19 protein-coding genes are annotated in these 24,362 nt (G+C 47.3%); 11 read left to right on the top strand and 8 right to left on the bottom strand.

All coding sequences use genetic code 11. The annotated features are described in order from the left end of the window. Positions 1 to 182: 182 nt before the first annotated feature. Positions 183 to 1,016 (bottom strand): DUF72 domain-containing protein, encoded by an 834-nt coding sequence (locus HQN88_RS29780; protein WP_173119299.1) that lies wholly within the window; start codon positions 1,014 to 1,016, stop codon positions 183 to 185. A 441-nt stretch (positions 1,017 to 1,457) separates the two neighbouring features. Beyond that, entirely contained in the window at positions 1,458 to 3,191 is a 1,734-nt protein-coding gene (locus tag HQN88_RS29775; protein ID WP_173119223.1) for an ABC transporter ATP-binding protein, read from the bottom strand. Between the two features lie 221 nt (positions 3,192 to 3,412). Between HQN88_RS29775 and HQN88_RS29770 the strand changes: the two genes are divergently transcribed. The 5 genes from HQN88_RS29770 to HQN88_RS29750 all read left to right on the top strand — a co-directional run bounded on the left by HQN88_RS29770 (position 3,413) and on the right by HQN88_RS29750 (position 10,382). Beyond that, positions 3,413 to 4,855 carry an ABC transporter permease gene (locus tag HQN88_RS29770; protein ID WP_246320528.1) on the top strand — a complete coding sequence of 481 codons (1,443 nt, stop codon included), beginning with the start codon at positions 3,413 to 3,415 and terminating at the stop codon, positions 4,853 to 4,855. An 11-nt stretch (positions 4,856 to 4,866) separates the two neighbouring features. Further along, a complete protein-coding gene (locus HQN88_RS29765; protein WP_173119222.1) occupies positions 4,867 to 6,375 on the top strand; it encodes an ABC transporter permease in 1,509 nt (502 codons plus the stop codon). A gap of 118 nt (positions 6,376 to 6,493) precedes the next feature. After that, positions 6,494 to 8,335 (top strand): ABC transporter substrate-binding protein, encoded by a 1,842-nt coding sequence (locus HQN88_RS29760; protein WP_216855877.1) that lies wholly within the window; start codon positions 6,494 to 6,496, stop codon positions 8,333 to 8,335. 102 nt (positions 8,336 to 8,437) lie between these two features. Then, complete coding sequence (locus tag HQN88_RS29755; RefSeq protein ID WP_173119221.1) at positions 8,438 to 8,893, top strand: hypothetical protein; 456 nt, start codon at positions 8,438 to 8,440, stop codon at positions 8,891 to 8,893. A gap of 208 nt (positions 8,894 to 9,101) precedes the next feature. Continuing rightward, a complete protein-coding gene (locus HQN88_RS29750) occupies positions 9,102 to 10,382 on the top strand; it encodes an ArsB/NhaD family transporter (protein ID WP_173119220.1) in 1,281 nt (426 codons plus the stop codon). A 712-nt stretch (positions 10,383 to 11,094) separates the two neighbouring features. Here HQN88_RS29750 and HQN88_RS29745 read toward each other — a convergent pair. After that, the gene (locus HQN88_RS29745; protein ID WP_173119219.1) at positions 11,095 to 12,129 is read right to left on the bottom strand and encodes a potassium channel family protein; all 1,035 of its coding nucleotides are present in this window, start codon (positions 12,127 to 12,129) and stop codon (positions 11,095 to 11,097) included. A 240-nt stretch (positions 12,130 to 12,369) separates the two neighbouring features. Between HQN88_RS29745 and HQN88_RS29740 the strand changes: the two genes are divergently transcribed. Genes HQN88_RS29740 through HQN88_RS29720 form a run of 5 tightly spaced genes read left to right on the top strand, consistent with a single transcriptional unit; the run spans position 12,370 to position 16,607 of the window. Beyond that, the gene (locus tag HQN88_RS29740; RefSeq protein WP_173119218.1) at positions 12,370 to 13,035 is read left to right on the top strand and encodes a Crp/Fnr family transcriptional regulator; all 666 of its coding nucleotides are present in this window, start codon (positions 12,370 to 12,372) and stop codon (positions 13,033 to 13,035) included. A 27-nt stretch (positions 13,036 to 13,062) separates the two neighbouring features. Continuing rightward, positions 13,063 to 13,902 (top strand): ABC transporter ATP-binding protein, encoded by an 840-nt coding sequence (locus tag HQN88_RS29735; protein ID WP_173119217.1) that lies wholly within the window; start codon positions 13,063 to 13,065, stop codon positions 13,900 to 13,902. Next, positions 13,835 to 14,590, top strand: coding sequence for an ABC transporter permease (locus HQN88_RS29730; protein WP_216855876.1), 756 nt, complete (start codon positions 13,835 to 13,837; stop codon positions 14,588 to 14,590). Before HQN88_RS29735 ends, HQN88_RS29730 begins: the two co-directional genes overlap by 68 nt. 35 nt (positions 14,591 to 14,625) lie before the next feature. After that, complete coding sequence (locus HQN88_RS29725) at positions 14,626 to 15,654, top strand: ABC transporter substrate-binding protein (RefSeq protein ID WP_173119216.1); 1,029 nt, start codon at positions 14,626 to 14,628, stop codon at positions 15,652 to 15,654. A 32-nt stretch (positions 15,655 to 15,686) separates the two neighbouring features. After that, a complete protein-coding gene (locus HQN88_RS29720; RefSeq protein ID WP_173119215.1) occupies positions 15,687 to 16,607 on the top strand; it encodes an MBL fold metallo-hydrolase in 921 nt (306 codons plus the stop codon). 52 nt (positions 16,608 to 16,659) lie between these two features. Here HQN88_RS29720 and HQN88_RS29715 read toward each other — a convergent pair whose 3' ends face one another. The 5 genes from HQN88_RS29715 to HQN88_RS29695 all read right to left on the bottom strand — a co-directional run bounded on the left by HQN88_RS29715 (position 16,660) and on the right by HQN88_RS29695 (position 22,897). Continuing rightward, the gene (locus HQN88_RS29715) at positions 16,660 to 17,133 is read right to left on the bottom strand and encodes a hypothetical protein (protein WP_173119214.1); all 474 of its coding nucleotides are present in this window, start codon (positions 17,131 to 17,133) and stop codon (positions 16,660 to 16,662) included. A 94-nt stretch (positions 17,134 to 17,227) separates the two neighbouring features. Next, positions 17,228 to 18,616, bottom strand: a complete 1,389-nt coding sequence (locus HQN88_RS29710) for a sensor histidine kinase (protein ID WP_173119213.1) — start codon at positions 18,614 to 18,616, stop codon at positions 17,228 to 17,230. Further along, on the bottom strand, positions 18,610 to 19,305 hold the full coding sequence (locus tag HQN88_RS38500; protein WP_173119212.1) for a response regulator transcription factor: 696 nt from the start codon (positions 19,303 to 19,305) through the stop codon (positions 18,610 to 18,612). The genes HQN88_RS29710 and HQN88_RS38500 overlap by 7 nt, the downstream gene beginning before the upstream one ends. 169 nt (positions 19,306 to 19,474) lie before the next feature. After that, a complete protein-coding gene (locus HQN88_RS29700; protein WP_173119211.1) occupies positions 19,475 to 20,053 on the bottom strand; it encodes a histidine phosphatase family protein in 579 nt (192 codons plus the stop codon). Between the two features lie 1,164 nt (positions 20,054 to 21,217). Continuing rightward, positions 21,218 to 22,897, bottom strand: coding sequence for a glutamine--tRNA ligase/YqeY domain fusion protein (locus tag HQN88_RS29695; RefSeq protein WP_173119210.1), 1,680 nt, complete (start codon positions 22,895 to 22,897; stop codon positions 21,218 to 21,220). 84 nt (positions 22,898 to 22,981) lie between these two features. Between HQN88_RS29695 and HQN88_RS29690 the strand changes: the two genes are divergently transcribed. Beyond that, the gene (locus HQN88_RS29690; protein WP_173119209.1) at positions 22,982 to 24,211 is read left to right on the top strand and encodes an aminopeptidase; all 1,230 of its coding nucleotides are present in this window, start codon (positions 22,982 to 22,984) and stop codon (positions 24,209 to 24,211) included. The last annotated feature ends 151 nt before the right edge of the window (positions 24,212 to 24,362 follow it).

Here is a 24,362-nt window from a genome sequence, read left to right as displayed (position 1 = left end):
CGTTATCCAAATCGTTAGCCCAATCACGATAATAATCGCGATCACACTTCCAATAACTGCACCAACCACCTATTACACGCCCCTTTTATCTACTCCTACATCCCATTGTATCAAAAGTTACCAAATCAGACAGCCTCGACTTCGACAATTCAGCGACAGCACGCTGTCCGCCTTCTCACAACTCAAAACAAATCCAACTGCCTCGGCGCCAGCCCCTCGTAATCCAAACCTAACATGCTCATCAACGTTTTCGCATTGCCTGCTGCATGTCCACCTGAGTTGTTGTTGAAAATGATGCAAATCTCCCGTGTCTGCTCCTGCAAGCGGAGCAACCTCACCTTCCACTCCAACAATTCCTGCGCATTGTAGTCGTACAAATACCGCACATCGCGCCAGTTGGCTTCGTTCGTCTGCACCCATCCCCCCACGTTGCGTCCGTGGAAGCGAACTATCGTCATGTCAGGATGCGTCGCCTCCATGACGATCGGAACAGATCCAATGCCTGCCTGCGGCTCGTCGCAGATGCTATGCATCCAGCCCTCGCGCTTCATGAAGGCCAGCGTCTTGTCCCGCATGTCCTCCGTGAACCAGCTCTGGTGCCGAAACTCCAGCGCCAAGGGTACATCGCCCATTCTCGCCTTCGCCTCGCGAATCACATCCACACTCCCTTTGTTGCAAGCAAACCAGGGTGGATATTGAAACAGCACAGCCTTCAGCTTCCCCGCTTCCTGAACGGGTCGAATCGACTGTAAGAACGCCTCATACATCTGTTCAACCCCACCGGCAAAAGGATTTTCGCCCCGCAGATGGCCCGTCATCCCTTGGTAAGCCTTAATAATAAACCCGAAGTTCTCAGGTGTCTCTTGAACCCACTTCGCATAATTGCGTTCAGGCTGTACGGCGTAGAAGGAGGTGTCTACCTCCACGATCGGAAAATGGGACCCATATGTTACGAGCTTCCCCTTGCCCCCGCCTAAGTCATGGTCACCCCAACCCGCTAATCCGATGTTGATCACTATTATCACCCCGTGCTTTGTGCTCATTCGCTTTCTCTTAAGTATTCGTCCATCTATCATACCATCTTCGTGCGCGATACCATAAAATTCCTACTCACTAACGTGCAAAAACTGCGATCTTTCGTATAATTCATCAGATATTTATCTTGTAGCTCCGTAAGCTTTGGGGGATTAAGTGGATTTCCTACATCTAATTCCGGATAAAACTTGCCTTTAGGGAGTTTAACTGTATTTTCTACATCTAGTCTTGTCCGAAATGTCATATTTGACCATGTTGACCTAAAATAACGGGAGGAATTCCATTGGTTTTGCAAAAAGACGTGATTTCATTGGAATTAGCTGCAGGAAATCCAGTTATTCACTAGGCCTGTCCCCAAGCACCTTCATTCTGGCATGTCAAAAAAGCGCGTCCCCTCCATGAAGGGGCGCGCTTTACATCTATCATTCATTTACAGCCAGCCAATGGCCAGGCGTCACTTCGACGAATCGCGACCGCTCCAGCCCATACGGATCCTGTATCGACGAGTCAATGAGTGGCACAAACGCCTTGCGCGACTCCACTGCCGGATCAGGAACTGGAATCGCCGCGAGCAGAGACTTGGTATACGCGTGCATCGGGTTCGCATACAACTCTTCGCTCTCTGCGAGTTCAACGATCTTGCCCTTGTACATGACAGCCACACGGTCGCTGATATGCTTAACCATGGAGAGGTCATGGGCGATAAACAGGTACGTCAGCCCTAACCTCTGTTGCAGCTCCTCTAGCAACTTGACGATCTGTGCTTGGATGGAAACATCCAAAGCCGATAAAGGCTCGTCGCAAACGATAAACTCAGGCTCAACTGCGAGCGTTCGGGCAATACCGATCCGCTGCCGCTGCCCGCCTGAGAACTCATGCGGGTAGCGCATAGCGTGAGATGGGCTGAGACCGACCATCTCAAGCAGTTCCTCAATCCGATGCTGCCGCTCCCCCTTGCTGTTCGTCATGCGGTGGAGATCTAACGCCTCGCCGATGATATCTGCTACGCGCATGCGCGGGTTCAGAGAAGCATATGGATCCTGGAAGATCATCTGCATGTAACGTCGCATCGTCTTCATCTCCCTGCGAGATAGTCGGTTAAGGGAGATCCCCTTATACAACACCTCTCCGCCCGTCGCCTCGTTTAACCGCAAGATAGTCCGGCCCGTGGTGGATTTACCGCAACCAGATTCCCCTACTACACCTAGCGTCTCCCCAGCACGGATATCAAAGCTGATATCGTTAACCGCTTTGATGATCTGGCCTTTGCCTAAATTGAAATGCTGTCTGAGCGACCGGACCTCCAACAAAGGGCGATCATCAGCCGAACGAGCGACAGAGGAAACAAGCTTAGGTTTCTTCTTCTCATCAAGTCTAGGCAGTGCATTCAGGAGCCGCACCGTGTAGGGATGCTTCGGAGCAGAGAAAATCTCCTCCGTCGTGCCCGTCTCAACGACTTCGCCATCCTTCATAACTACAACCCGATCGCACATCCCGGCTACGACACCTAGATCATGCGTAATTAAGATGATGGATGTGCCCAGCTTGCGCTGAATCTCCTTCATCTGGTGCAAAATCTGCGCCTGAATGGTGACGTCAAGCGAAGTCGTCGGCTCGTCCGCAATAAGCAGCGATGGACGACAAGCAAGCGCGATAGCAATCATTACACGTTGACGCATACCACCGGAAAATTCGTGGGGATACTGTAAGTAGCGTGCTTCTGCATGGGGGATCCCGACCAGCTTCAGCATCTCAATCGCTTCCCGCTGTGCTTCTTCCTTGCCAAGCTTCCTATGCTTAATCAAACTCTCCTCAATCTGCCTACCTATGCGCATCGTAGGATTCAAGGAGGACATGGGATCTTGGAAGATCATACCGATATCACGGCCGCGAATCTGCTCCATCTCGAGATCTGACTTATCCGCGAGGTTCTGTCCTTGGAAAAGAACCTCCCCACCTTTCACCATCGAAGGAGGCGATGGCAGTAACCTCATGATCGTACGTGCTGTAACACTCTTTCCGCTGCCGGATTCGCCAACGATCCCCAGCGTCTCTCCTTCGCGTAACGAGAAGCTGACATTACGAACCGCTTCAACTTCCTTATCTCGTGTGTAGAAAGAGACAGACAATTGCTTCACTTCTAAAATTGATGTCATATAATCACCTTTGAGTTGGGATAAACTTGAAAAGAAAGTTTCTATCATTCGTAAATACATGTTAAAATATAAGTTAATTATATCGCAACTATAAAAAAATTATATATTTCAAATAAATGAAACTATTATTGACCATTGACATTTTCAATCACCACTCTTAAAATCTACTATATCGATCGGAATAATGCAATATAAACTGACCGACAAAGGAGCTTACGAACTTGACCGGGCACACTTCAGCTATGGAATCACCTCTAGTCGACCGACTCGGGAACATTTTTACCAAAATGCTATTGCATCCTACTTATCGCTTTCTGCTACTACTGGCGGGGGCCCCCTTACATCTAATCGTCTATGTGGTCCACCTGTCCAACAAGAAGAAGAGTATGCACAGGGCAAATTTGGACAAGTTAGAACAGCAATGGACTTCCTCAGGATATCGAGATCAGCTGCTCAAAGAGGCGAAAGAACAACTTGAGCGCAAGCATCGATTCTTCGGACAGACCATCACCTCAGAGAAACTGGATCGCGAAGCTAACCAAATTGCGGCGATCAAGTTCAAGGAAGCGTTATTGCGTCACCTTGATGCCCAACAAGATGGGAACGGCAAGTCGCAGACCACCTATGCCGATACATTTACCCAATTGATCCGACACCCGGCTTTTCTGGCTATATCCATTATTCCCGGTGTTCTCATGTACATTCTTATGTTGATCTATAACAACGCCTATTTCAAATATATCGGTGAACGGCTCGTGATGACCGTTTTCGTCATTTTTGGCGTCGCTTTTCTAGTCTTTACCATTCTTTACCTATCGCCTTTGAATCCCGCTGCTAACATCATCGGGGAAACGGCTACAGCAGAGCAGATTGCCAAGTTTAATCAGCTCTACGGTCTTGATCAACCTTATCTGACTCAACTTTGGCATACATTCCGCGGTATCCTGACATTCGATTTAGGTAAATCCTTCGCAGGCAACGAAGTGGTCACCACCTCCATTGCTGCGAAGTTTCCCGTGACGCTGACGCTAACCATCATCTCCACAATCGTAGCCGTACTGATCGCCCTGCCGATCGGTTTGGTATCTGCCACTCGGCCGAATTCTTTCTTTGACTATACGTTCATGCTGATTGCATTGATTGGGTTATCGATCCCTAACTTCTGGCAAGGGCTCGTCCTTATCTTGAATTTCTCGATCAAGCTGCATTGGCTTCCGGCAACATATAATCCACAGAATGCACTGACGATGATCATGCCGATTGTTGTATTAGGAACAGGTCTTACCGCAGCAGTCGCTCGGATGACGCGTTCTTCTACATTAGAGGTCATCCATGAGGATTATATTACGACTGCCCGGGCCAAAGGGTTATCTCGCAGGCAGGTGCTTTGGAAGCACGCCGTGGGTAATGCGTTAATCCCGATTATTACGGTCATCGGACTTCAATTCGGTGCGATGCTCGGCGGAGCGGCTGTCACGGAGAAAGTATTCAATATCAACGGAATTGGCAGCTATATCGTGGACAAGCAGTTCATTCCCGATATTCCTGCAATTATGGGTGGCGTCGTCTATACAGCCATCACAATCTCTATCGTCAATGTCATCATTGACATTTTATACGCCTTTTTTGATCCAAGAATCCGTTCCAAAATGAAACAATACTAGCAGGTGACAACGTGACCAAACCGATACTTACTAAACAGGACACTCATTTCAGATTACGTACCTGCTCCGAATACGGACAGGCCAGCTTTGCGGGGATCGCCTCCTTAAGCTTGGCACTGGTATTGTTGATCAACAGCTTCGAAGGAGCTCACTTGGTTGTGCATTCAGCCGTGTTCGCTGCCTTTGTCTCTTATTTGGTCTTTGCGCTTCTTCAATTGGGAACGATGGCTTTGATCCGCAGAGATCTGCTCCAGCATGGCGAGATCCGCCGCACCACTCGTTGGTTAGGCTACCTGCTATTACTCAGTTTGCTGACTGCTAATATTTTCATCGTTACAGCGGCCTTTCAACTCATCAAACGCAAAAAGAACGCAGCATATATACTCTCGTTCTACGCGTTGTTAACGACCTTGTTCGTTTTCGCTGTCTCAGCTTTAAACGTCTTCAAACCGTATGTATCTAACTTATTCGTACCGGGTATGGGTCTCATTTTAGTCGCGGGAGCCATTCAACTACTTGCTCTGCTTCTGATCTCCCGATATGCAGATGACCAGATTCTGCCCAAGTGGTTGTGGGTCGTCGCGGTACTATTGCTTGTAACTGCTCTAACGGGCAATGTGTTTGCTCTGGCACTTGGCATCCTGTTAATGTCCAAACTTAAGAACAGAGATGATTCATCGGGCACAAAATTGAATGAGGTTGTTGACCGGCTGTCACGCAGCTCTACTTCTATGCTGGGTCTGTGGTTCATCGGCTTTCTAATTTCAATCTCGCTGTGCAGTTACTTAACTTTCGACTACGGGATGGCGATCGACAATAATTACGGAGCTATCCTGCAATCGCCAAGCCTTACCTATCCACTGGGTACGGACAACTTCGGTCGATGTCTGTTCTCCCGAATTGTATTCGGTGCACGTATCTCGCTCTTTGTCGGTATCCTCTCCACCTTGATCCCTGTCATTATTGGAGGCTCACTAGGGGCAATATCCGGCTACTACGGGCGCAGTACGGACAACCTTATTATGCGAGCACTTGATATCTTATACGCCATTCCAGGCATTCTGCTTGCCATCGCTATTATTGCGGCTTTCGGTGCCAGCACGGTCAATCTCATTCTCGCACTGAGTGTCGGGGCCATCCCTACATATGCTCGGACCATGCGAGCCAATGTAATGCTCGTCTCTACACTTGAATATGTGCAAGCGGCGCGTGCTTTCGGCGCTGGCGATTTCATCATTTTGCTCAGACATATCATACCGAACTCCATTGCACCGATGATTGTTAAATCTACGTTAACCGTCGGCGGAGCCATCATCTCAACGAGCAGCTTAAGCTACCTCGGACTTGGCGTCGAGCCGCATATTCCTGAGTGGGGGAATATTCTGAAGGTCGGAAGTTCGTATCTCGAGACTCATGCCTACACGGCCATCTATCCTGGTTTGGCGATCATCGCACTCGTGCTGTCCTTCAACTTCCTTGGAGACGGACTACGCGACGCGCTTGATCCGAAGCTAGACTAAACAAGCTAGTCATTTTGGAATCTTCATTCTTACTCCATGAATTCTCACGTTACACAACACAGAAGGATATGGAATGAATGTGCGTTCATACACTTAACTCTATTAGGAGGGTCATTCAATGATTAAGAAAAGCAAGGTCGTCATTCCCGTCATCCTCGGTGTCTCTATGATGCTAAGCGGATGCAATTTCACAACGAAGAATGACGCAGCCGCGTCACCTACACCATCAGCAGGCGCAACAGCTGCAGCAAACACTACCCCTGTCGATATTGAACTATTGGGTATGAGCTCAAATGAAACAGACCTTAATATCGTTCGCGACCAGCTTACGAAGAATGGTTTTAACGTCAAGTTGAACATCCAGCCGGATTACGGTACGTTCAAGGCTCAACAAGATGCAGGCAACTTCGATGCTGCCTTGTCCAGTTGGTCCACTGTTACAGGTAACCCGGACTATGCGGTACGATCCGTTTTCAAAACAGGTGGTGACTACAGCATTATGTCCGATCCAGAGATCGACAAGCTGATTGATCAGGCCGCAGGTCAAACACCAGAGCAGTTCACAGAAACATACAAGACATTCGAGCAGCAATTAGTCCTTGATAAAGCCTACATTGCACCGCTCTATAGCTCACTCAAAGCACAAGCATTTAATCAAGATGTTCTGAAGAAAGAATCTGTACGTCTCTCGAAATCACGTTCCTTGCCTTGGGAAGAACTAGACTTCAAGGATACGGCCAAACGTGCGAAAGACCCGATTATTCTGCAATCAACGCTTCCTTCCCTAACATCACTTGATCCGATCAAAGGGAATGACGGTTCGATCAATATTATCAACACGAACATGTACGTACGTCTACTCAACTTGACAGATGACGATAAGTTAACGGCTGAAGGGTCACTTTCGCACAACTTTGCGATCGCTAATGGCAATTCAGACTACTACTTCTTGCTCCGTGACGATATCGACTTTGCACAAGTTAAGAACAAGCTAGCGGTTGATTCTGGCGAACGCGTTGGTGCTGAAGATGTTATTTTCTCGCTAAATCGCGCTAAAGACAAAAATTCCGTACCAAATCACCGTACGTTCACTTTGCATGAGCATATTAAAAATGTAGAACTCGTGACTGACCCTGCCGTACTTGAATCGGTTAAAGTATCAGGCGGCTCTGACACAATCAAATCGAGTTTGGAAAAAGGCATTGGCACCAAGATTTCTTCCCTCGTAACTGATAAAAAGCAAGCAAGCAATAAAGAAGGCAAATATCAAGTTGTTAAGCTGACAACGACGGAACCATTCCCGCAAGTATTGAACTATTTAGCGCATCAATCCGCGGGTATCGTCTCCAAGAAGCAAGTTGAAAGCATCAATACGTACGATGTAGCCAAATATGACGTAAATAAAGACATCGCCTACGGTGACCAAGCGACGATTACAGAAGGTGCGAAATACAACAATACGTTGGCAACTAGCGGACCTTACATTCTTTCCTACAAAACGGACTATGAAGCTGTCTTCTACAAAAACCCTGGGTATATGAAGGGTACGAAGTACGAGCCGAAAGTCGACTCCATCAAAATCCGTTTCATCAAAGATGCTGAAGCCTCCTTATCCGCACTAAGAAGCGGTGAGATTCACTTGTACTACGGTGTGTCCGAAGTTAAGTTCGATGTTGTCAAAGCAGATACCAAGCTTTCGCTTCAAACGATCCCTAGTAACGCTGTATCCTACCTGTTGTTCAACACGAAGAACCGCGAGATTGCCAAGAGCGCTGACTTGAGAAAAGCTGTGCTGTATTCCATCAATCAAGACGAATTCCTTGCTTACTACAAGAACAACAAGTTCAAAGCGATCTCGACACTAAGCCCACTTGTCAAAACGGGATTAGAGCTCAAAGCAGATTCTGCTAAAGTGAAGGATTTCTTGAGCAAATACAACGCTAGCAAATCCGGTAAGTAATTCAACTGCTAAACATGCTAAGAAGACTGCCTCATCGTCCATAATGACGGTTGGGCAGTCTCTTTCATACAAGCCACATCGCACAGATAGGAGCGAATACAAATGCCAACTCCCGAAGCAAACCCAGTTAAACTATCGCAATGGGATGCACTCATCCTAGAATCACTCAAGACCCAAGTAGCTTCCGCGGACGAGCTGCTTCAACGGGTTCAAGCTGGTCAGCTGCCCGTAGATGAAAGCAAGTTCCAATTCGACTATAAGCGCTTAACCGAGCTGGCGAGTGAGGATCTCGCTTCGTTCGAGCAAGCCGTTCGTCACGGCTACCAGATCAAATACAATACGCTGCGCGGCATCGCCAGCTGGATTCTCGTCGTTTTCGGCCAGGAGCCAGAGTTGCAGCTCGAGCCCGGTAACGAAGCGGTCGTTGCGAGCCTTACCGCGCAGCAGCATCAACGCCTGACTGCCGTGCTCTCCCACGGATGGGTTGTCCGCGGCGAGCAGGCAGCTACACCTGAAGCGAGTTCGACATACGTCATCGAGCCTCTTGTACGAGGTTGATATTTCTATGTGTTCCACGATGCTACTCACGACTTTATCTTTACAACTCCCATGGGAGAAGGTATAGTTACGCTATATAGGATTGACCCGGAGGAGCCTGCCAACAGCGGGCTCTTTTTGTCTTTTTCAGGGGACTGCGGGTCGTTTCTTACACATAACTCAGGTCAATTATGGAAAGCCTGAAGTAAAGTTATTGGGGGCGAATGGATTGGAAGTACAAGCTTACTGGGCTATCGGCATCTTCTTACTTATTTATGCAATTATCATTTCCGAGAAAATTCACCGTACCATTATCGCCATGATTGGCGCCGTACTTATGATTGTTTTTGGTATCGTGAGTCAAGAAACAGCTCTGCATCACATCGACTTCAACACGTTGGGCTTACTCATCGGGATGATGATTATTGTCGGCATTACGGCGGAGACGGGGCTTTTCAAATATATCGCGGTAAAGGCAGCGAAGCTCGCCAAGGGACAACCGCGAAGGATACTGATTGCGCTCGTGATTATCACAGCGGTGTGTTCTGCCTTTTTGGACAATGTGACGACTGTCCTTCTCATGGTCCCTGTCACCCTGAGCATTACGAGACAGCTTCGCGTAAATCCATTTCCGTTTCTTTTTACACAAATTATTGCCTCCAATGTTGGGGGTACCGCGACGCTGATCGGCGATCCACCGAACATTATGATTGGCAGCGCAGTGAAAGAGCTGACGTTCATGGCGTTCATCAACAACCTAGCACCCATCGCAATTATTATCATGGTAGCTTATATACCTCTGTTCCTTATACTCTTCGGGAAGCAAATCAAATCTACACCAGAGCTGCAACAGAGCATCATGGAGATGGATGAAAAGGCTATGCTGAAGGACCGGAAACTTCTATGGAAATGCCTCATCGTGCTAGGGATCACCATTCTCGGCTTCTTCCTGCATCAGAGCTTGCATTTGGAATCGGCTACGGTTGCACTGAGCGGCGCGTTTCTGCTGCTTCTCCTGACTGGCGAGCACATGCTGGAGCCGGCTTTTGCTAGTATCGAGTGGCCTACGATCTTCTTCTTTGTCGGTCTGTTCGTGCTCGTATCTGGACTCGTAGAAACAGGTGTGATTACGCAGTTAGCTGTCCATGCGATTGAATTGACAGGCGGCAATGAACTTGCAACCTCTATGTTGATCCTGTGGCTGAGCGCGATTGCGTCGGCTTTCCTCGACAACATTCCGTTCGTAGCCACGATGATTCCATTGATTCAGGAAATGGGTACGCTGGGCGTGAGCAATCTAGAACCACTATGGTGGAGTCTAGCTTTGGGCGCTTGTTTGGGCGGCAATGGCACCCTGATTGGGGCGAGCGCGAACTTGATCGTTGCTGGTCTAGCGGGGAAAGAAGGATATCCGATCACCTTCGTGAAGTTTTTTAAATATGGCTTTCCGCTTATGCTTATCTCAATTGTTCTGTCGAGCATATACATTTACTTTAGGTATTTGATCTAGAAAAAGGTTGGGGTCTGAGTTGTTCCCTGGCTTGGGTAACTTTTCGGGATTAACTGGATTTCCTACATCTATTTCCGGGTAAAACTAGCCCATAGTGAGTTTAACTGGATTTCCTACAACTAATTTTGCTCGAAATGTCCCGTTTGGCGAAATTGGCCTGAAATAACGGGAGGAAATCCAGTTAGTTTACAAAGTGCCGAGATTTCGCTTGAATTAGCTGCATAATATCCAGTTATTCACTTGTCCAGGGTGACTTGTGGCCAGCGTCGACGCTTGTGCCTGCACCAACATCAGGAGCAACGCCTCACGGCATAACCCACGCGGATAACAATGAGATAAGGGTGAGCTCACTTATAAATTCTGGCGTGTTAAAAAAGAGGGATAGTCGGCCCCGCTCTTAGGGGTTATTTCACCCTCTGCTGAGTTCACAGGCTGCGTGTACAGGTCGAATGTTGTACGTTGTACATCATTTTTGCGTCTTTTAGGAGCATTTGTAGATAATCTTGTACATTGTGCAACATGATAGCCCTGAAATAGCTAAATCGACGCAAACGCACTTATTTTGTTGTATGAAATACAACATCCAGCCGCCAATTCCGCTATTCGGCACCATAATGTTGTACTTTCTACAACCTCCAGCTCCGCCACGACCTCCTCCACAAACACAACAAAAAAAGCCAAGAGGTTTAAAATCCACCTCCTGGCTCTTCTTCTACCTCTGCTTCAACCGCTCATACGTCTCCTTGTCACAAATCACGAAAAGCCTAGCTCCCTGCGGAATCTCTTCATAAAGCCTTTTATTAATATTCAGATGCTCGCCATCTGAGATTAGTGTAGCACCCTTTTGCAACAAATCCTGAAAGGCATCATGAAACGTCACCCACTTCGTCTGTGCAGGGATCTCGTAGAGGTCCTCACCCTGGGGCGTACGGGTTAGCAACTGTGTAAGAATCTTCGAGGTGCCTGGGTTGAACGCCGAGCGTACCGCGAGTTGGGAAATCGTCTCACTGCCAAAGATGAACTCATCGATGCGAATATGCTGAAAGTTAGGCAGATTTGCCTTATCGCGAATCTCCACGATTGTGTAGACATGGTTATAGTTGCGCTCGACGGTCGTGGCGACCAGTAAGGTTTTGCCATCGACAAAGGCTGGATCTCGAATCGTACTCTGAAACTGTGTCACCTCATCAGCGAAGATGAAGACTGCTCTTGCCTTCGTTGTATTGGCCATGTCGAGTGTTGCCACGAGCTGCGGGTTGCCGAGCACATAATGCACGCGATCATGCCCAATTGGCGATTTGTCCAGCGTATCAATAAGCACAATCTCTACGAGGGGATCTGAGTTCAGAATCTCGTTAATGGCATTCTCTGCATGCTGACTCCAATCAATGATGACAAAATGATTCTCCCCGGCAAACTTCAATTTCCCTTCCTCCTTCATCCGCTGATACACAAATAAAGCATCCACGACTTTACTAATCGTTATGGAAATAAGCCCAATACCGAAAATGTACACGACGATCCCTAAGCATTTGCCTGCAACCGTATGTGGGTAAAAGTCACCATAGCCCACTGTTGTAACTGTCGTCATCACCCACCACAAGCCGTTAAATCGGGTCTCAAACGTGCTCGGCTCTAGCTCATAGGCTAACAGCGAACTTCCTCCAATAAACACGACAGCCACGCCAAAAACAAACAGATTATTCCAACGAATTAGACGCAAAAGGAATTTCGAGAAGAACAGCATGATGACCTCCTGACAGGCATCCGCCTAACAATTTCCAGGCTATTCATTAAGTATAGCAAGAAAAATGCTTTTAGATGAATGAATCCGAAAGAGTCTCGCTCTTTCTATTCACGATTTTTTTCTTTTTGTCGGGAATCCGACATTCTAGCGTGAAATCATGTGATAATATACATATAACAGATTGGAATACTCGGTATTAAGAGATGCAAATTATTCGAGATAAATAGGGAGGATGATCCTATGGAACAATTACATGAGCTTGCCGACCTTGGGGACAAAGACCCTACAAAGGAAGTCATGATTGAAGCTTTTCGAAAACATGGTATTAGTCATACTTATCGCAAAAATGAGTTTGTTTTTCAGGAAAATGACTTGCCAAGCGGTGCCTATTATGTGGCTTCTGGATTAATTAAGATTTCTCAATCTTCCGAAGAGGGGCAAGGGATCACCTTATTTCTTCGTTATGAGGGGGAAGTTTTCGGCAATGCGGAAGTGTTGACGAATATCGCTCGGAAGCGCTACGCCAAGTGTCTAGTGGACAGCCAGATCCTAACATTAGATAGTCGCAAATTTCTCGAATTGGCCAAGGAAAATGCGGAGTTTTCCTATTCTGTCGCCGTTCTAGGTGCTCGAAGACTCCTGCAAACACAGCGAATGGTCGAAACCTTAATCTCCCGCCCCGTCGCTTGGAGGCTCGCTTGGTTCCTTCTGCAATTAGGCAAACCGACGGAAGAGAAGCTCGAAGTTCAAGTGCCTCTCAGTCATGAAGAGATCTCTTATGTGATTGGCTGCAGCAGACAAACCGTCACGGAAACCTTGAACAAATGGCGAGATAAAGGACTTATCGATTATGCCAAGAAGAAGATCGTTGTTTATCATCCGAACCGTTTCTTCACAGATATATAGACGAGCATCCCCCTGGAGGTTGAGCACATGATAACGATAACGAATGTGAATAAATCCTTTTCACAGCAAAAAGGCCATTCCTATACGGCTTTAGAAGACGTTTCTCTCACCATCGGAAAGGGAGAATTCGTCTCCATCGTAGGACCTTCAGGCTGCGGGAAGTCCACGCTTCTCAACCTGATTGCCGGATTCGAACAAGTGAGCAGCGGAACGATTACGGTGGGTGGACACAAGGTTACTGCGCCAGGAGCCGATCGCATTGTGGTTTTCCAAGAACACGGCTTGTTCCCTTGGCTTACGGTGCTCGATAATGTGGCCTTCGGTCTGAAGCAAAAAGGGCTCTCCAAGAAAGATCGCTATGCACTAGCTGCTGAACAGATTAAAGCTGTGCACTTGAGCAAGTTCATCGATCGTTATCCGCATGAGTTGTCCGGCGGGATGAAACAACGAGTAGCGATTGCCAGAGCGCTCGTTATGGATCCTGAGATCCTATTAATGGATGAACCCTTTGCGGCATTGGATGAGCAAACGCGCTTTATTTTACTGAAAGACTTGGAAGAGATTTGGCTTAAAACAGGTAAAACTATCTTGTTCATTACGCACAACATTCGTGAAGCCGTCATTTTATCAGATCGTGTTGTCGTGATGGCGACGCAGCCAGGCAGAGTCAAAAAGGAATTTGCCGTGCAAGCGGCAAGACCTCATCAAAACAGTGATCCGCTTATTCATGCTTTGGAAAATAAAATTATGGAAGCTCTGACGGATGAGCTCGAGAAGGTAGTCAGAGAGGAGCTTGGCCATGCATACAGCCTTAAGAAGAACGCTATTTCTAATTCTGCTGCTGATCATATGGGAGTTGGGATTTAGAATTTTCCAGTGGGGGTGGAAGTTTCCTTCACCGCTGCAAACCTTCCAGGCTTTCTATGATGGGTTTGTTCACGGTCATCTCTTAAGTGCGATTGGGGCTAGTCTCCGTCGCTTACTCATCTCATTTGCCATTTCCATTGGGATCGGGACGCTATTAGGTTATTTATTTGCTCGCTATCGGTATTTTGACGACACCTTCGGCTTTGTCGTGGTTGCCCTCCAGACCGTCCCGAGTATCGCATGGCTTCCATTCGCGATTATCTGGTTTGGACTGAATGACACTTCGGTCATTTTCATTACGACCATTGGCGCCACATGGACGATGTCGATGGCCAGCCGTACAGGAATCATGAACATTTCGCCGATTCATCTGCGAGCTGCGCAAATGCTGGGAACAGGCAGCGGCTACCGCTTGTTCTTTCAAGTGCAGCTGCCGGCGGCATTTCCCCATTGGATCACAGGAATACGCGTGGCCTGGGCCTTCGCTTGGCGGGCACTTGTAGCTGGCGAGCTTATCGCTAAGGGCGTGGGGCTGGGGCAGATGTTACAGGATGGACGCGGACTTGGCGATACGGCAACCATTCTGTGCGTGGTCATCATCATCGCTGTGATCGGTACTATATCGGATCATTTCTGTTTCAAACAGCTAGAGGATCGCATCGTGCTACGCTTTCAGCTTAAGAAATAAATGGCGCTATTTAGAATCATATAGGGGGAATTCGTGTGAAAAAAGTAGGTTGGATGATGAGTTTGGTTTTAGTCGTACCTTTGGTTTTGTCCGCTTGCGGCAAGAGTAAAGAAGTTGCTTCAAGCGCTGTCAGTACGACTGTGAAAATTGGTATTTTGAAAAATGTCACTCACGCACCGGGATTTGTTGCCCTGCAAAACAACTATTTTCAGGACGCTTTTGGTAAAAATGCCAAGATTGACGTCACGGCTTTTGACAATGGCGCGGACTTCGCAACAGCAATTGCCACGGATCAAATCGATATTGGCTACGTGGGGCCAGGTCCAGTCATCAATCAATATTTGAAAAGTAAAAATATCCGAGTCATTGCTGGCGCGAATAACGGCGGAGCGGTGTTGGTTGCACGTAAGGACGCGGGCATCAATTCCGTGAAGGATCTTGTCGGCAAAACAGTAGCTGTCGCTGCCAAAGGCGGCACACCAGATTTGTCCCTTCGTTTGCTGCTCAAACAGGAAGGATTGAAAGTATCGACGGATACTTCGGGTGTACAAATCGTTACTCGCGCCCCAGCAGATACGTTAGTTGCGATACGCCAGAAGGAAGTAGATGCGACACTGATTGCAGAACCTTGGGGTACACAGATCATCCAAGAGGGTTCCGGTACGATTCTAGTGGATTGGAATAAAATTCCGCCTAAAGATGGGAATTATCCGTTAACCATTCTCGTAGCCAGCGACACATTTCTGAAGGATCACCGTGATTTGGCCAAAAAAGCTGTGAAAGCCAACAAACAAGCGATTGACTTCATTCAGCAAAATCCGAACAAAGCCTATGATCTAATTAGCGATGAATTGAGGCAATTAACGGGTAAAGGAATGGAACCCGCACTTATTAAAGCAGCTATCGACCATTTGAAATTAACCGAAGACATTACGTTGGATGATATCAATGAGCAAGCTAAAGCATCTTTTGATGCAGGCTACTTAAAAGTAAAAGCGGAAGAGCTGGATTTTAGCAAATTCTTGGATGTATCGCTTTTGAATGAAGTTAAAAAAGAAAAATAAAATAATCTTACGTAACTCAGGAGGCCATTCCTATGTATATACAACCACAAGAAAACCTATTGCCAGATGTTCATGAGCACATCAAAGTCGTTATTCTTGGCACTGGCACACCGAGGGCCTTTTATGGCAGGGCGAAGGCAGGCGTCGCGGTTCTAGCTGGGGAAAAAGTGTTTCTATTTGATTGCGGAGGCGCAACCGTGGATCAACTGATTAAGGCAGGGATCATGCCGCAGCGGATTTCGGATGTCTTTTTCACGCATCATCATAGCGATCATAATTCAGGGTTTTTCGATGTCTTCATCACGAGCTGGCGGACACATGTGATTGCCGATCGGGTATTTGAGGGGCGAAAAGGGCCAATGAACGTCTACGGTCCCCTCACAACGAAAGAGATTATCGGCAAAATGAGAGCGTCTTTCGACTTCGACGTCAATCTTCGAGTCAACTATAACTTCTCCGCGGGAGAAGGAGCAGACATTCGTTATTTCGAAAGCAACGAGGGTGTTGTTTACGATCAGGGGGGCGTTAAAATCACCGCTTTCGAAGTCGATCATAAACCTGTTGATCCTGCTATTGCCTACAAATTCGAGTTCAACGGGAAGTCGGTTGTCATTTCCGGTGATACCATCCCCGTCGACAATATGATCACACACAGTCGCGGCGTGGATCTGCTTGTGCATGAATCTTACAACAAAGCGTGGCTCGACGCGCTGATTGCCAAATTTCCTGAGCAGACCATTGGCCTGTCCAATCCTGCCAAATATCATTCAACAACGCACCAAGTGGCCGAAATTGCCCGTGAAGCAGGTGTAGCGCATCTAGTGCTCACCCACCACATTCCTGCTCCTGCTGCCACTGAGGAGGCGGAGGCTGCCTATACAGAAGGCATGGAGGAGATATATGATGGCCGAATCACGATGGCGCGAGATTTAATGGCATTTGACCTCTCATAATGAAAAGCAGCCCTGAGTTATTCGCTCAGAGCTGCTTCTTTGTCTGCCACGCTTATTTAGCTGCTTGTTTCGCCCACTTCGCTTGCAGCGCACTTTCGATCTCTGCGTACACCTGCTCCGTTGTTTTACCATCCGTGGAGATACCTAATTTGGCTGCTCTCTTGTTCACAGCCTCTGACTTCTTCGCTTGTTTAGCTGCTTTCTTAGCTTCTTTGGCCGCTTTCAAAGCTGTGCGGATTTCCTTGCCTGTTTTGCCATCCGTCGCGATGCCCGCTTCCGTTGCTTTCGCTTGCAGCTTCGTTATAGCAGCCGCTTTCAGCTCTGTCTTGATCTCCTTATTCGTCTTTCCATCCGTTGATATGCCAAAAGCTTGCGCTTTCTCTACTAAAAGCTGCTTCATTGGGTGAAATTTCGTTGCTGATGCTGCTGTTGTATCTCCTTGTACATTTTCGGCGAAAGCCGCCATCGGAACGGAACATACGATCGCACCTACCAACAATATTCCTGCTAACTTCTTCTTCAACATGGGGAATCACTCCTCGTTTCGTTTAGTGGCTTTATACCTAACGAAACCCATCTTATCCCATAGTTATGTCATAAGTTTGTCATGCATAGATGTATTATACGATTGGCAAAAAGATTTTGAAAACCGTCCCAGCCCCTAGCTGCGACTCGACACGAATGGAACCACCATGCGCCTCGATAATGTGCTTGCAAATCGTTAACCCTAGCCCTGCGCCAGAGCGATTGCGGCTTTCATCCGCTTTATAGAACCGATCAAACAGATGCGGCAGCTTCTCCGGAGAGATGCCTTGCCCATGATCCCACACCTCAATCCAGCGCTCCTGCCTGACCGCCTTCACGTGGATCCCAGCTTGCGAGCCTTCTGGTATGTGATTGATCGCATTATCCAGTAAGTTGATGAAAACCTGCCGCAGCCTATCGGCGTCGGCCTGTACCGTATATGGCCCCTCACTATCTGCGCTGAGCTCAATTCCTTTGCCCTTCGCCTTCATCTTCAGCTGTGTCACGACAAGTCCAATTAACTCTGGCAAATCAACGGATTGCATCGTCAGCTTCACCTGCTTCTCCTCAAACGAAGACAACTCCAGCAGATCATCCACCAAATGGCTTAATCGGAGTGTCTCCTGGAGGGAGATATCGATGAATTCCTTCGCGACTTGGGGTTCTATCACACCATCGGTGATTCCCTGCAGTGAGGCACGAATCGTCGTCAACGGGGTCCTTAGCTCATGAGAAATTTCCGAGAGGAACCGCTTGCGGCCTTCTTCGACCTTTTGCAGCTTGCCCGCCATTCGGTTGAGCGATCCTGACAACGAGGCGATTTCGTCTTTACCTCGTACAGGTACCCTGCCGCTAAAATCCCCAAGTGCCAACGCCTCCGCCGTCTTGCTCATCTGCTGTAAAGGCTTCACAAAATGGCGCGACACAAAGTAAAGAAGTGCAATTGCCAGCAGCGCAACCACGAGAGCCGATACATAAATCGCACGATTAATCTCATTAATCGTACCTTGAATGTTTTCGATAGGCGTGTACAGAAAAATCGCCCCAACCACTCGGCTGTCCTGTAGGACAGGACGTCCGACAATCAGCATTTTGACATCGCTATTTTGTGTAAATGTACTCCTTACCGTCACCGGGTTACCGGAAAGTACCTTCTCCACCCAGCCTAACCGGGCAGGAACTTCACCTACAGCTTGGATTTTATCCAAGGTCGCTCTAGGATGTCGAATGACCGAAACGCGGACATTTGAAGTTTTCTCCATCGCATTGATTTGCTTGCGGAAATCCTTCTGAGCGGTCGAATTATCGAACAAATCCTTCGCTAACTCCTCCACTTGCTCCACTTTTTCCAGCAAAAGCTTCTCGCTGCGGTCATACGTCTTCTGCTTCATCGTGTAACCAATCGCGCCCGAAATCGCTAGAATCGACACCACCGTAATTGCTATATACATAAATAATAGCTTGCGATAAAAGGAATTCAGCATACGCTAGGTCCCTCAAATTTGTATCCCACACCCCAAACTGTGCGGATACTCCAGTCTTCTTTCCCAGCTGTGAGCTTCTGCCTTAATCGTTTGATATATAAATCGACCACGCGGTCCTCACCTTCAAAGTCCCACCCCCAGATCTTAGCGATCAGATCCTCGCGCGTGAACACTTGGTTCGGATTCCGTACGAAAAACAGCAACAGCTCATACTCTTTCTTCGGTAAGGGTACCACCTGCCCCTCAACTGTTACCTCGTGACCTAGGCTGTCAATGCGCAAGCTGCCGACCTCATATACGTGTGCCTCAGGCGCCACTTGGGTGCGAAGCCCCGTCCGACGAAGGATCGACGTTACCCGTGCAACCAGTTCATTCGGGTCAAAAGGTTTCACCAGATAGTCGTCGGCTCCCATCCGCAAGCCTTCCACACGCTCATCCACATGGCCTCGCGCCGTCAGCATCAGAATCGGCACATCGCTTTGTGCGCGGACCATCTGACAGACCGACCACCCGTCGCGTTTCGGCAGCATAATATCCAGCACGATGAAATCGGGCTGCAGCTCCTTGAACCGCGCCAGTGCCTGCTCCCCGTCGTTCGCGGTCGCTACCTCGAAGCCGTTCTTCTCCAGATACAGCTTCGTGATTTTACATATATTCAGATCATCATCTACGACTAATACCGTTGTCACGCGTGGTCACGCTCCCTAAATGAAACCATTATCCTTTTATTTTACTGGATAAATGTGATGAAAAAATTTCTTTTTCTGATACACATGCACATGCACAAACAAATAGAACAATCCTTCAGCTTCCTTCGGCTGGGAGATTGCTCTGTTTTATCGTTATATGTCGTTGTTTTTATTCATGGTGTTTCCAGAGCCTTGTCACTTCCTCTAATAGGAGGTCATTAAATTGCATTTTATAAATGTCAGGCTTCTTGGTTTGATTCAAGAATTCGAATCCGTATGTCGCATCAAAATGATTCATCATCAATGTCATAACGTTACCATGTGTGCCAATGGCGATTTTCTTCCCTTTATTTTCTTTCAGGATATCTCTCAATACGACTACCGCTCTTTGCTGGCAGGCTCTGTTAGACTCTCCACCTGAATAGGCATAATCAAAGTCATCAAACATCCGCTTCATCTCAGACATGAATTTTTCTGTAGGAATCGGATCATCTTCTCCAGAAAAATGTCTTTCCCGAAGGTCTTCCACGATCTTAATCTCTTGTTCTAGTTCTTTAGCCAACCCCTCCAGGGTTAGAACGGCTCGCGCATAAGGGCTGGATATCAGCATGTCAATTCCTTCATCTTTTAAAATCCTTGTGATGTCTTCAGCATGTAACTTCCCCTTGGGGGTAAGGCCCCTCGTTCTTTCATTACCTTCTGTATAGGGAGATTCCGCGTGCCTAACCATATAAATTGTCGTCTTCATGTAACCCACCCTCTTGAATTTGATTACAAATATTTCCTTACACTCATTCGAGAAATACTTTGGATCTCCTGCACCAAACCGTTGCGCTTATATCAGACGAAAATTGCGAATAGGCATCCTTCTCTGCCAATCTTTTGGCTATACATAAATAGATGCATAAACTCCGAGGGATACCTTTTTGCACGCATTTTCCAGCTTTGAGCATAATGCTTGGGGAAAAGATGCCTAATTGCATTTTCAGAAAGTAATTGGGTTTCATACTAGCCTACTCCTGATCCCCATCTCAATCATAGTCACTCTAACAAGCTATGAACATGTGTGGCAGAGCGAGATCGGAGTAGATACTACCTTCAAAATTGCAATAGAGCAGTTTTGAAAGGGGATTTCACTTTTTTAATGGGAATTAATGCAAATTGGTATCCATTCGGAGCACTTTTTAAGATTTATCCTAAAAACAGATAAAAAGGTTGCCTTTTTGCACGCATTTTTCAGTTTTGAGCATAATGCTGGTGAAAAAGATGCCTTTTTGCATTTTCAAAGGGTAATTGGGTTTCATACTAGCCTACTCCTGACCCCCACCTCAATCATAGTCACTCTAACAAGCTATGAACAAGTGTGGCGGGGAGTAGAGTGAGGTCGGAGTAGATACTACCCTCAAAATTGCAATAGAGCAGTTTTGAAAGGGGATTTCACTTTTTTAATGGGAATTAATGCAAATAGGCATCCATTTGGGGCACTTTTTAAGATTTATCCTAAAAACAGATAAAAAGGTTGCCTTTTTGCACGCATTTTCCAGTTTTGAGCATAATGCTGGTGAAAAAGATGCCTTTTTGCATTTTCAAAGGGTAATTGGGTTTCATACTAGCCTACTCCTAATCCCCATCTCAATCATAGTCACTCTAACAAGCTATGAACAAGTATGGCGAGGAGTAGAGCGAGGTCGGAGTAGTAAGTTGGCGTAGATACTACCTTCAAAATTGCAATAGAGCAGTTTTGAAAGGGGATTTCACTTTTTTAATGGGAATTAATGCAAATTGGCATCCATTCGGGGCACTTTTGCTGGTTAGCTAGCACCCAAAGCATAGGGCCTCTTATTGAGGGGCCAAATTACCAAAACCCCCTAGCATCCGCTAGGGGGTTCGGTTCTACCTATAGATCCGTTCGTTACACCACGAACGAGCTTTTCAACGAAACGATCAAGTTGAACACCAGATGATCCTGTGTTGTGTACTTCGGATCCACGTTGAAGTAGCCGTGGCGGAAGAACTGGAATTTATCCTGCGGGCTCACACTCTTCATGTTGTCTTCCACGAAACCTTGCACGATTTGCAAGGAGTTCGGGTTCACTTTATCCATGAAAGATTTCTCTTCTTCGTCTTCCTCATCATCCAAGATCAGTGGTTCGTACAAGCGGAATTCCGCTGGTACAGCGCTTTTTGCATCCACCCAGTGGATCGTGCCTTTGACTTTACGGCCCGTAAAGCCGCTGCCGCTCTTGGTCTCGACATCATAGGTGCAATGCAGCTCAACCACGTTGCCATCGGCATCCTTGATGAAGTCGTTGCATTTGATGAAGTAGGCGTTTTTCAAACGCACTTCGTTGCCGGGAAATAACCGGAAATATTTGGCCGGTGGATTTTCCATGAAATCATCTTGCTCGATGTAGATCTCGCGGGAAAATGGAATCATGCGATTACCCATTTCCGGGTTCTCGGAGTTATTCTCCGCTTCCAGCATTTCCACGCCATCCTCGGGATAGTTGGTGATGACGACTTTGAGCGGATTCAGCACGCCCATCGTGCGCAGCGCCTTCAGCTTCAAATCCTCGCGGATGAAGTGATCCAGCATGCGAGTGTCAACAACACTGCCACCGCCGCCTTTCGATACGCCAAGCTCACGAACAAAATTACGGATCGACTCTGGCGTCAAACCTCTACGGCGCAGACCCGATATGGTCGGCATACGAGGGTCATCCCAACCGTCAACGGCTTTCTCGTCAACGAGTTGTTTCAGCTTTCTTTTGCTCGTAACAGTATTCATGAGGGAGATCCGTGCGAATTCGTATTGTCTCGGCACATTCGGCATCTCGCACTCACGAATAACCCAGTCGTAGAACGGACGTTGGTCCTCGAACTCACTCGAACAGAGCGAGTGCGTTACACCTTCAATCGCATCTTCCAGCGGGTGCGCGTACGTGTACATCGGATAGATGCACCACGCATCTCCTGTGTTATGGTGATGGGCATGAAGAATACGGTAGATAACCGGATCTCTCAGATTAATATTCGGCGAAGACATATCAATTTTGGCACGCAGCACACGCTCGCCGTCTTTGAATTCACCCGCACGCATACGCTCAAATAGGGACATATTTTCCTCAATCGTGCGTTCACGATATGGACTGTTTGTTCCTCCTTGCGTCAGTGTTCCACGCGTTTCACGGATTTCATCCGCAGATTGGTCGTCTACATAGGCCAATCCTTTGCGAATCAAGACTAATGCTCGGCTATACATTTCTTCAAAATAATCAGAAGCAAAGAAAAGCCCGTCCCATTTAAATCCTAGCCAAGCTACGTCTTCTTTAATGGATTCCACATATTCAACGTCTTCTTTGACCGGATTCGTATCATCAAATCGAAGGTTCGTTAATCCATTGAAATCATCCGCTATTTCAAAGTTTGTGCATATCGCCTTAGCATGTCCTATATGAAGGTAACCGTTCGGCTCCGGGGGGAATCGGGTCACAACCTGACTGACTTTGCCTGATTTCAAATCTTCGTTTACAATGTTCTTAATGAAATTTGATATTGCGCTTACGTTAGCTTCAGCGTTTTTCGTTTCCATATGTGCCCAGCCTTTCTCCCACGGGTTAAAGTTTTATTAACTATCATACACTAAATGGTACTCAAATATAAAGGAGACAAAGAGATGGAATCATTCGAGCATTACTTAGATCAATATGCAGAGCTTGCGATCCGCGTCGGATTAAATGTACAAAAGGATCAAACCGTCGTCATTACGACGCCGATTGCTTGTGCGGATTTCGTCCGCAAGCTGACGAAGAAGGCTTATGAAGCAGGTGCTAAAGACGTTGTGGTCGATTGGGATGACGATGAAGTGAAAGCGCTCCGCCTCAAGAACGCTTCCGATGACACCTTACAGACGTACCCCATGTGGCGGGCAACGGGCATGGAAGAAATGGCGAAGGATGGCGCTGCTTTCTTGTCCATTTATGCGCCTAACTCGGACTTGTTCAAGGAAGTCGCTCCTGAGCGCGTTGCGATGTCCAGTAAAGCAGCAGCAACTGCACGTGCAGGCTTTCTTTCTTATATGCGCAACAACAAGGTCAACTGGTTGATGGTCTCTTATCCAACGGCCGAATGGTCAGCCAAGGTATTCCCTAATTTGAGTGAATCCGAGCGGATTACACAGCTTTGGGAGCAAATTTTCAAGCTGACACGTGTAGATAAAGCAGATCCTGTTGCGGCATGGAAAGAGCATATTGCTACATTGACTGCCAAGCAGAATATGCTGAACAACCAAAAGTATAAGCAGCTTCATTTCCAATCCCCAGGAACCGACTTATACATAGAACTAGCACCTAAGCATCAATGGGTTGCCGCGGGCAGCGAGACCGAGAGTGGCATTTTCTTCGTACCGAACATTCCGACGGAAGAAGTGTTTACAATGCCAGCTCGTAACGGCACGAACGGGACGGTTCGCAGTACATTGCCGCTAAGCTACCAGGGCTCTTTGATTGATGGTTTCTCCCTAACGTTCAAGGATGGCCGCGTCGTCGAGGCAACTGCTGAAATCGGTCAAGAAGTGTTGAACAATATGCTCAATATGGATGAAGGCGCTCGTTATTTGGGTGAAGTGGCACTCGTGCCCTATGACTCGCCTATCTCACAATCAGGCCTCATCTACTACAACACACTCTTTGATGAGAATGCTTCTTGTCACGTCGCGCTCGGCAATTCCTACCCGTTCACGATTGAGGGTGGAACAACAATGAGTGCCGAGGAGCTTGAGGCAAATGGTTATAACAAAAGCTTAATCCACGTGGATTTCATGATTGGCTCCAAGGATATGGCGATTGATGGGATCTTGGCAGACGGTACCCGTGAGCCCATATTCCGTAATGGAAACTGGACATAAGCCCCCGCTTACAATAAAAGACCGCCCCTACTGAACTGCACCCCAATTGTTAGACACAATCTAACAATTGGAGGTGCAGTTTTTCTATATGTCCAAATTAACACCACAAGAAAAAATACAAGCTGCAAGAAGGTACCTTGAGGGAAAGGAA

The sequence above is a fragment of the Paenibacillus qinlingensis genome, assembly GCF_013204845.1.
GTDB lineage: Bacteria > Bacillota > Bacilli > Paenibacillales > NBRC-103111 > Paenibacillus_E > Paenibacillus_E qinlingensis.
Note: the sequence above shows the minus strand (reverse complement) of the source record. Positions and strands in the feature narration are given on the sequence as shown.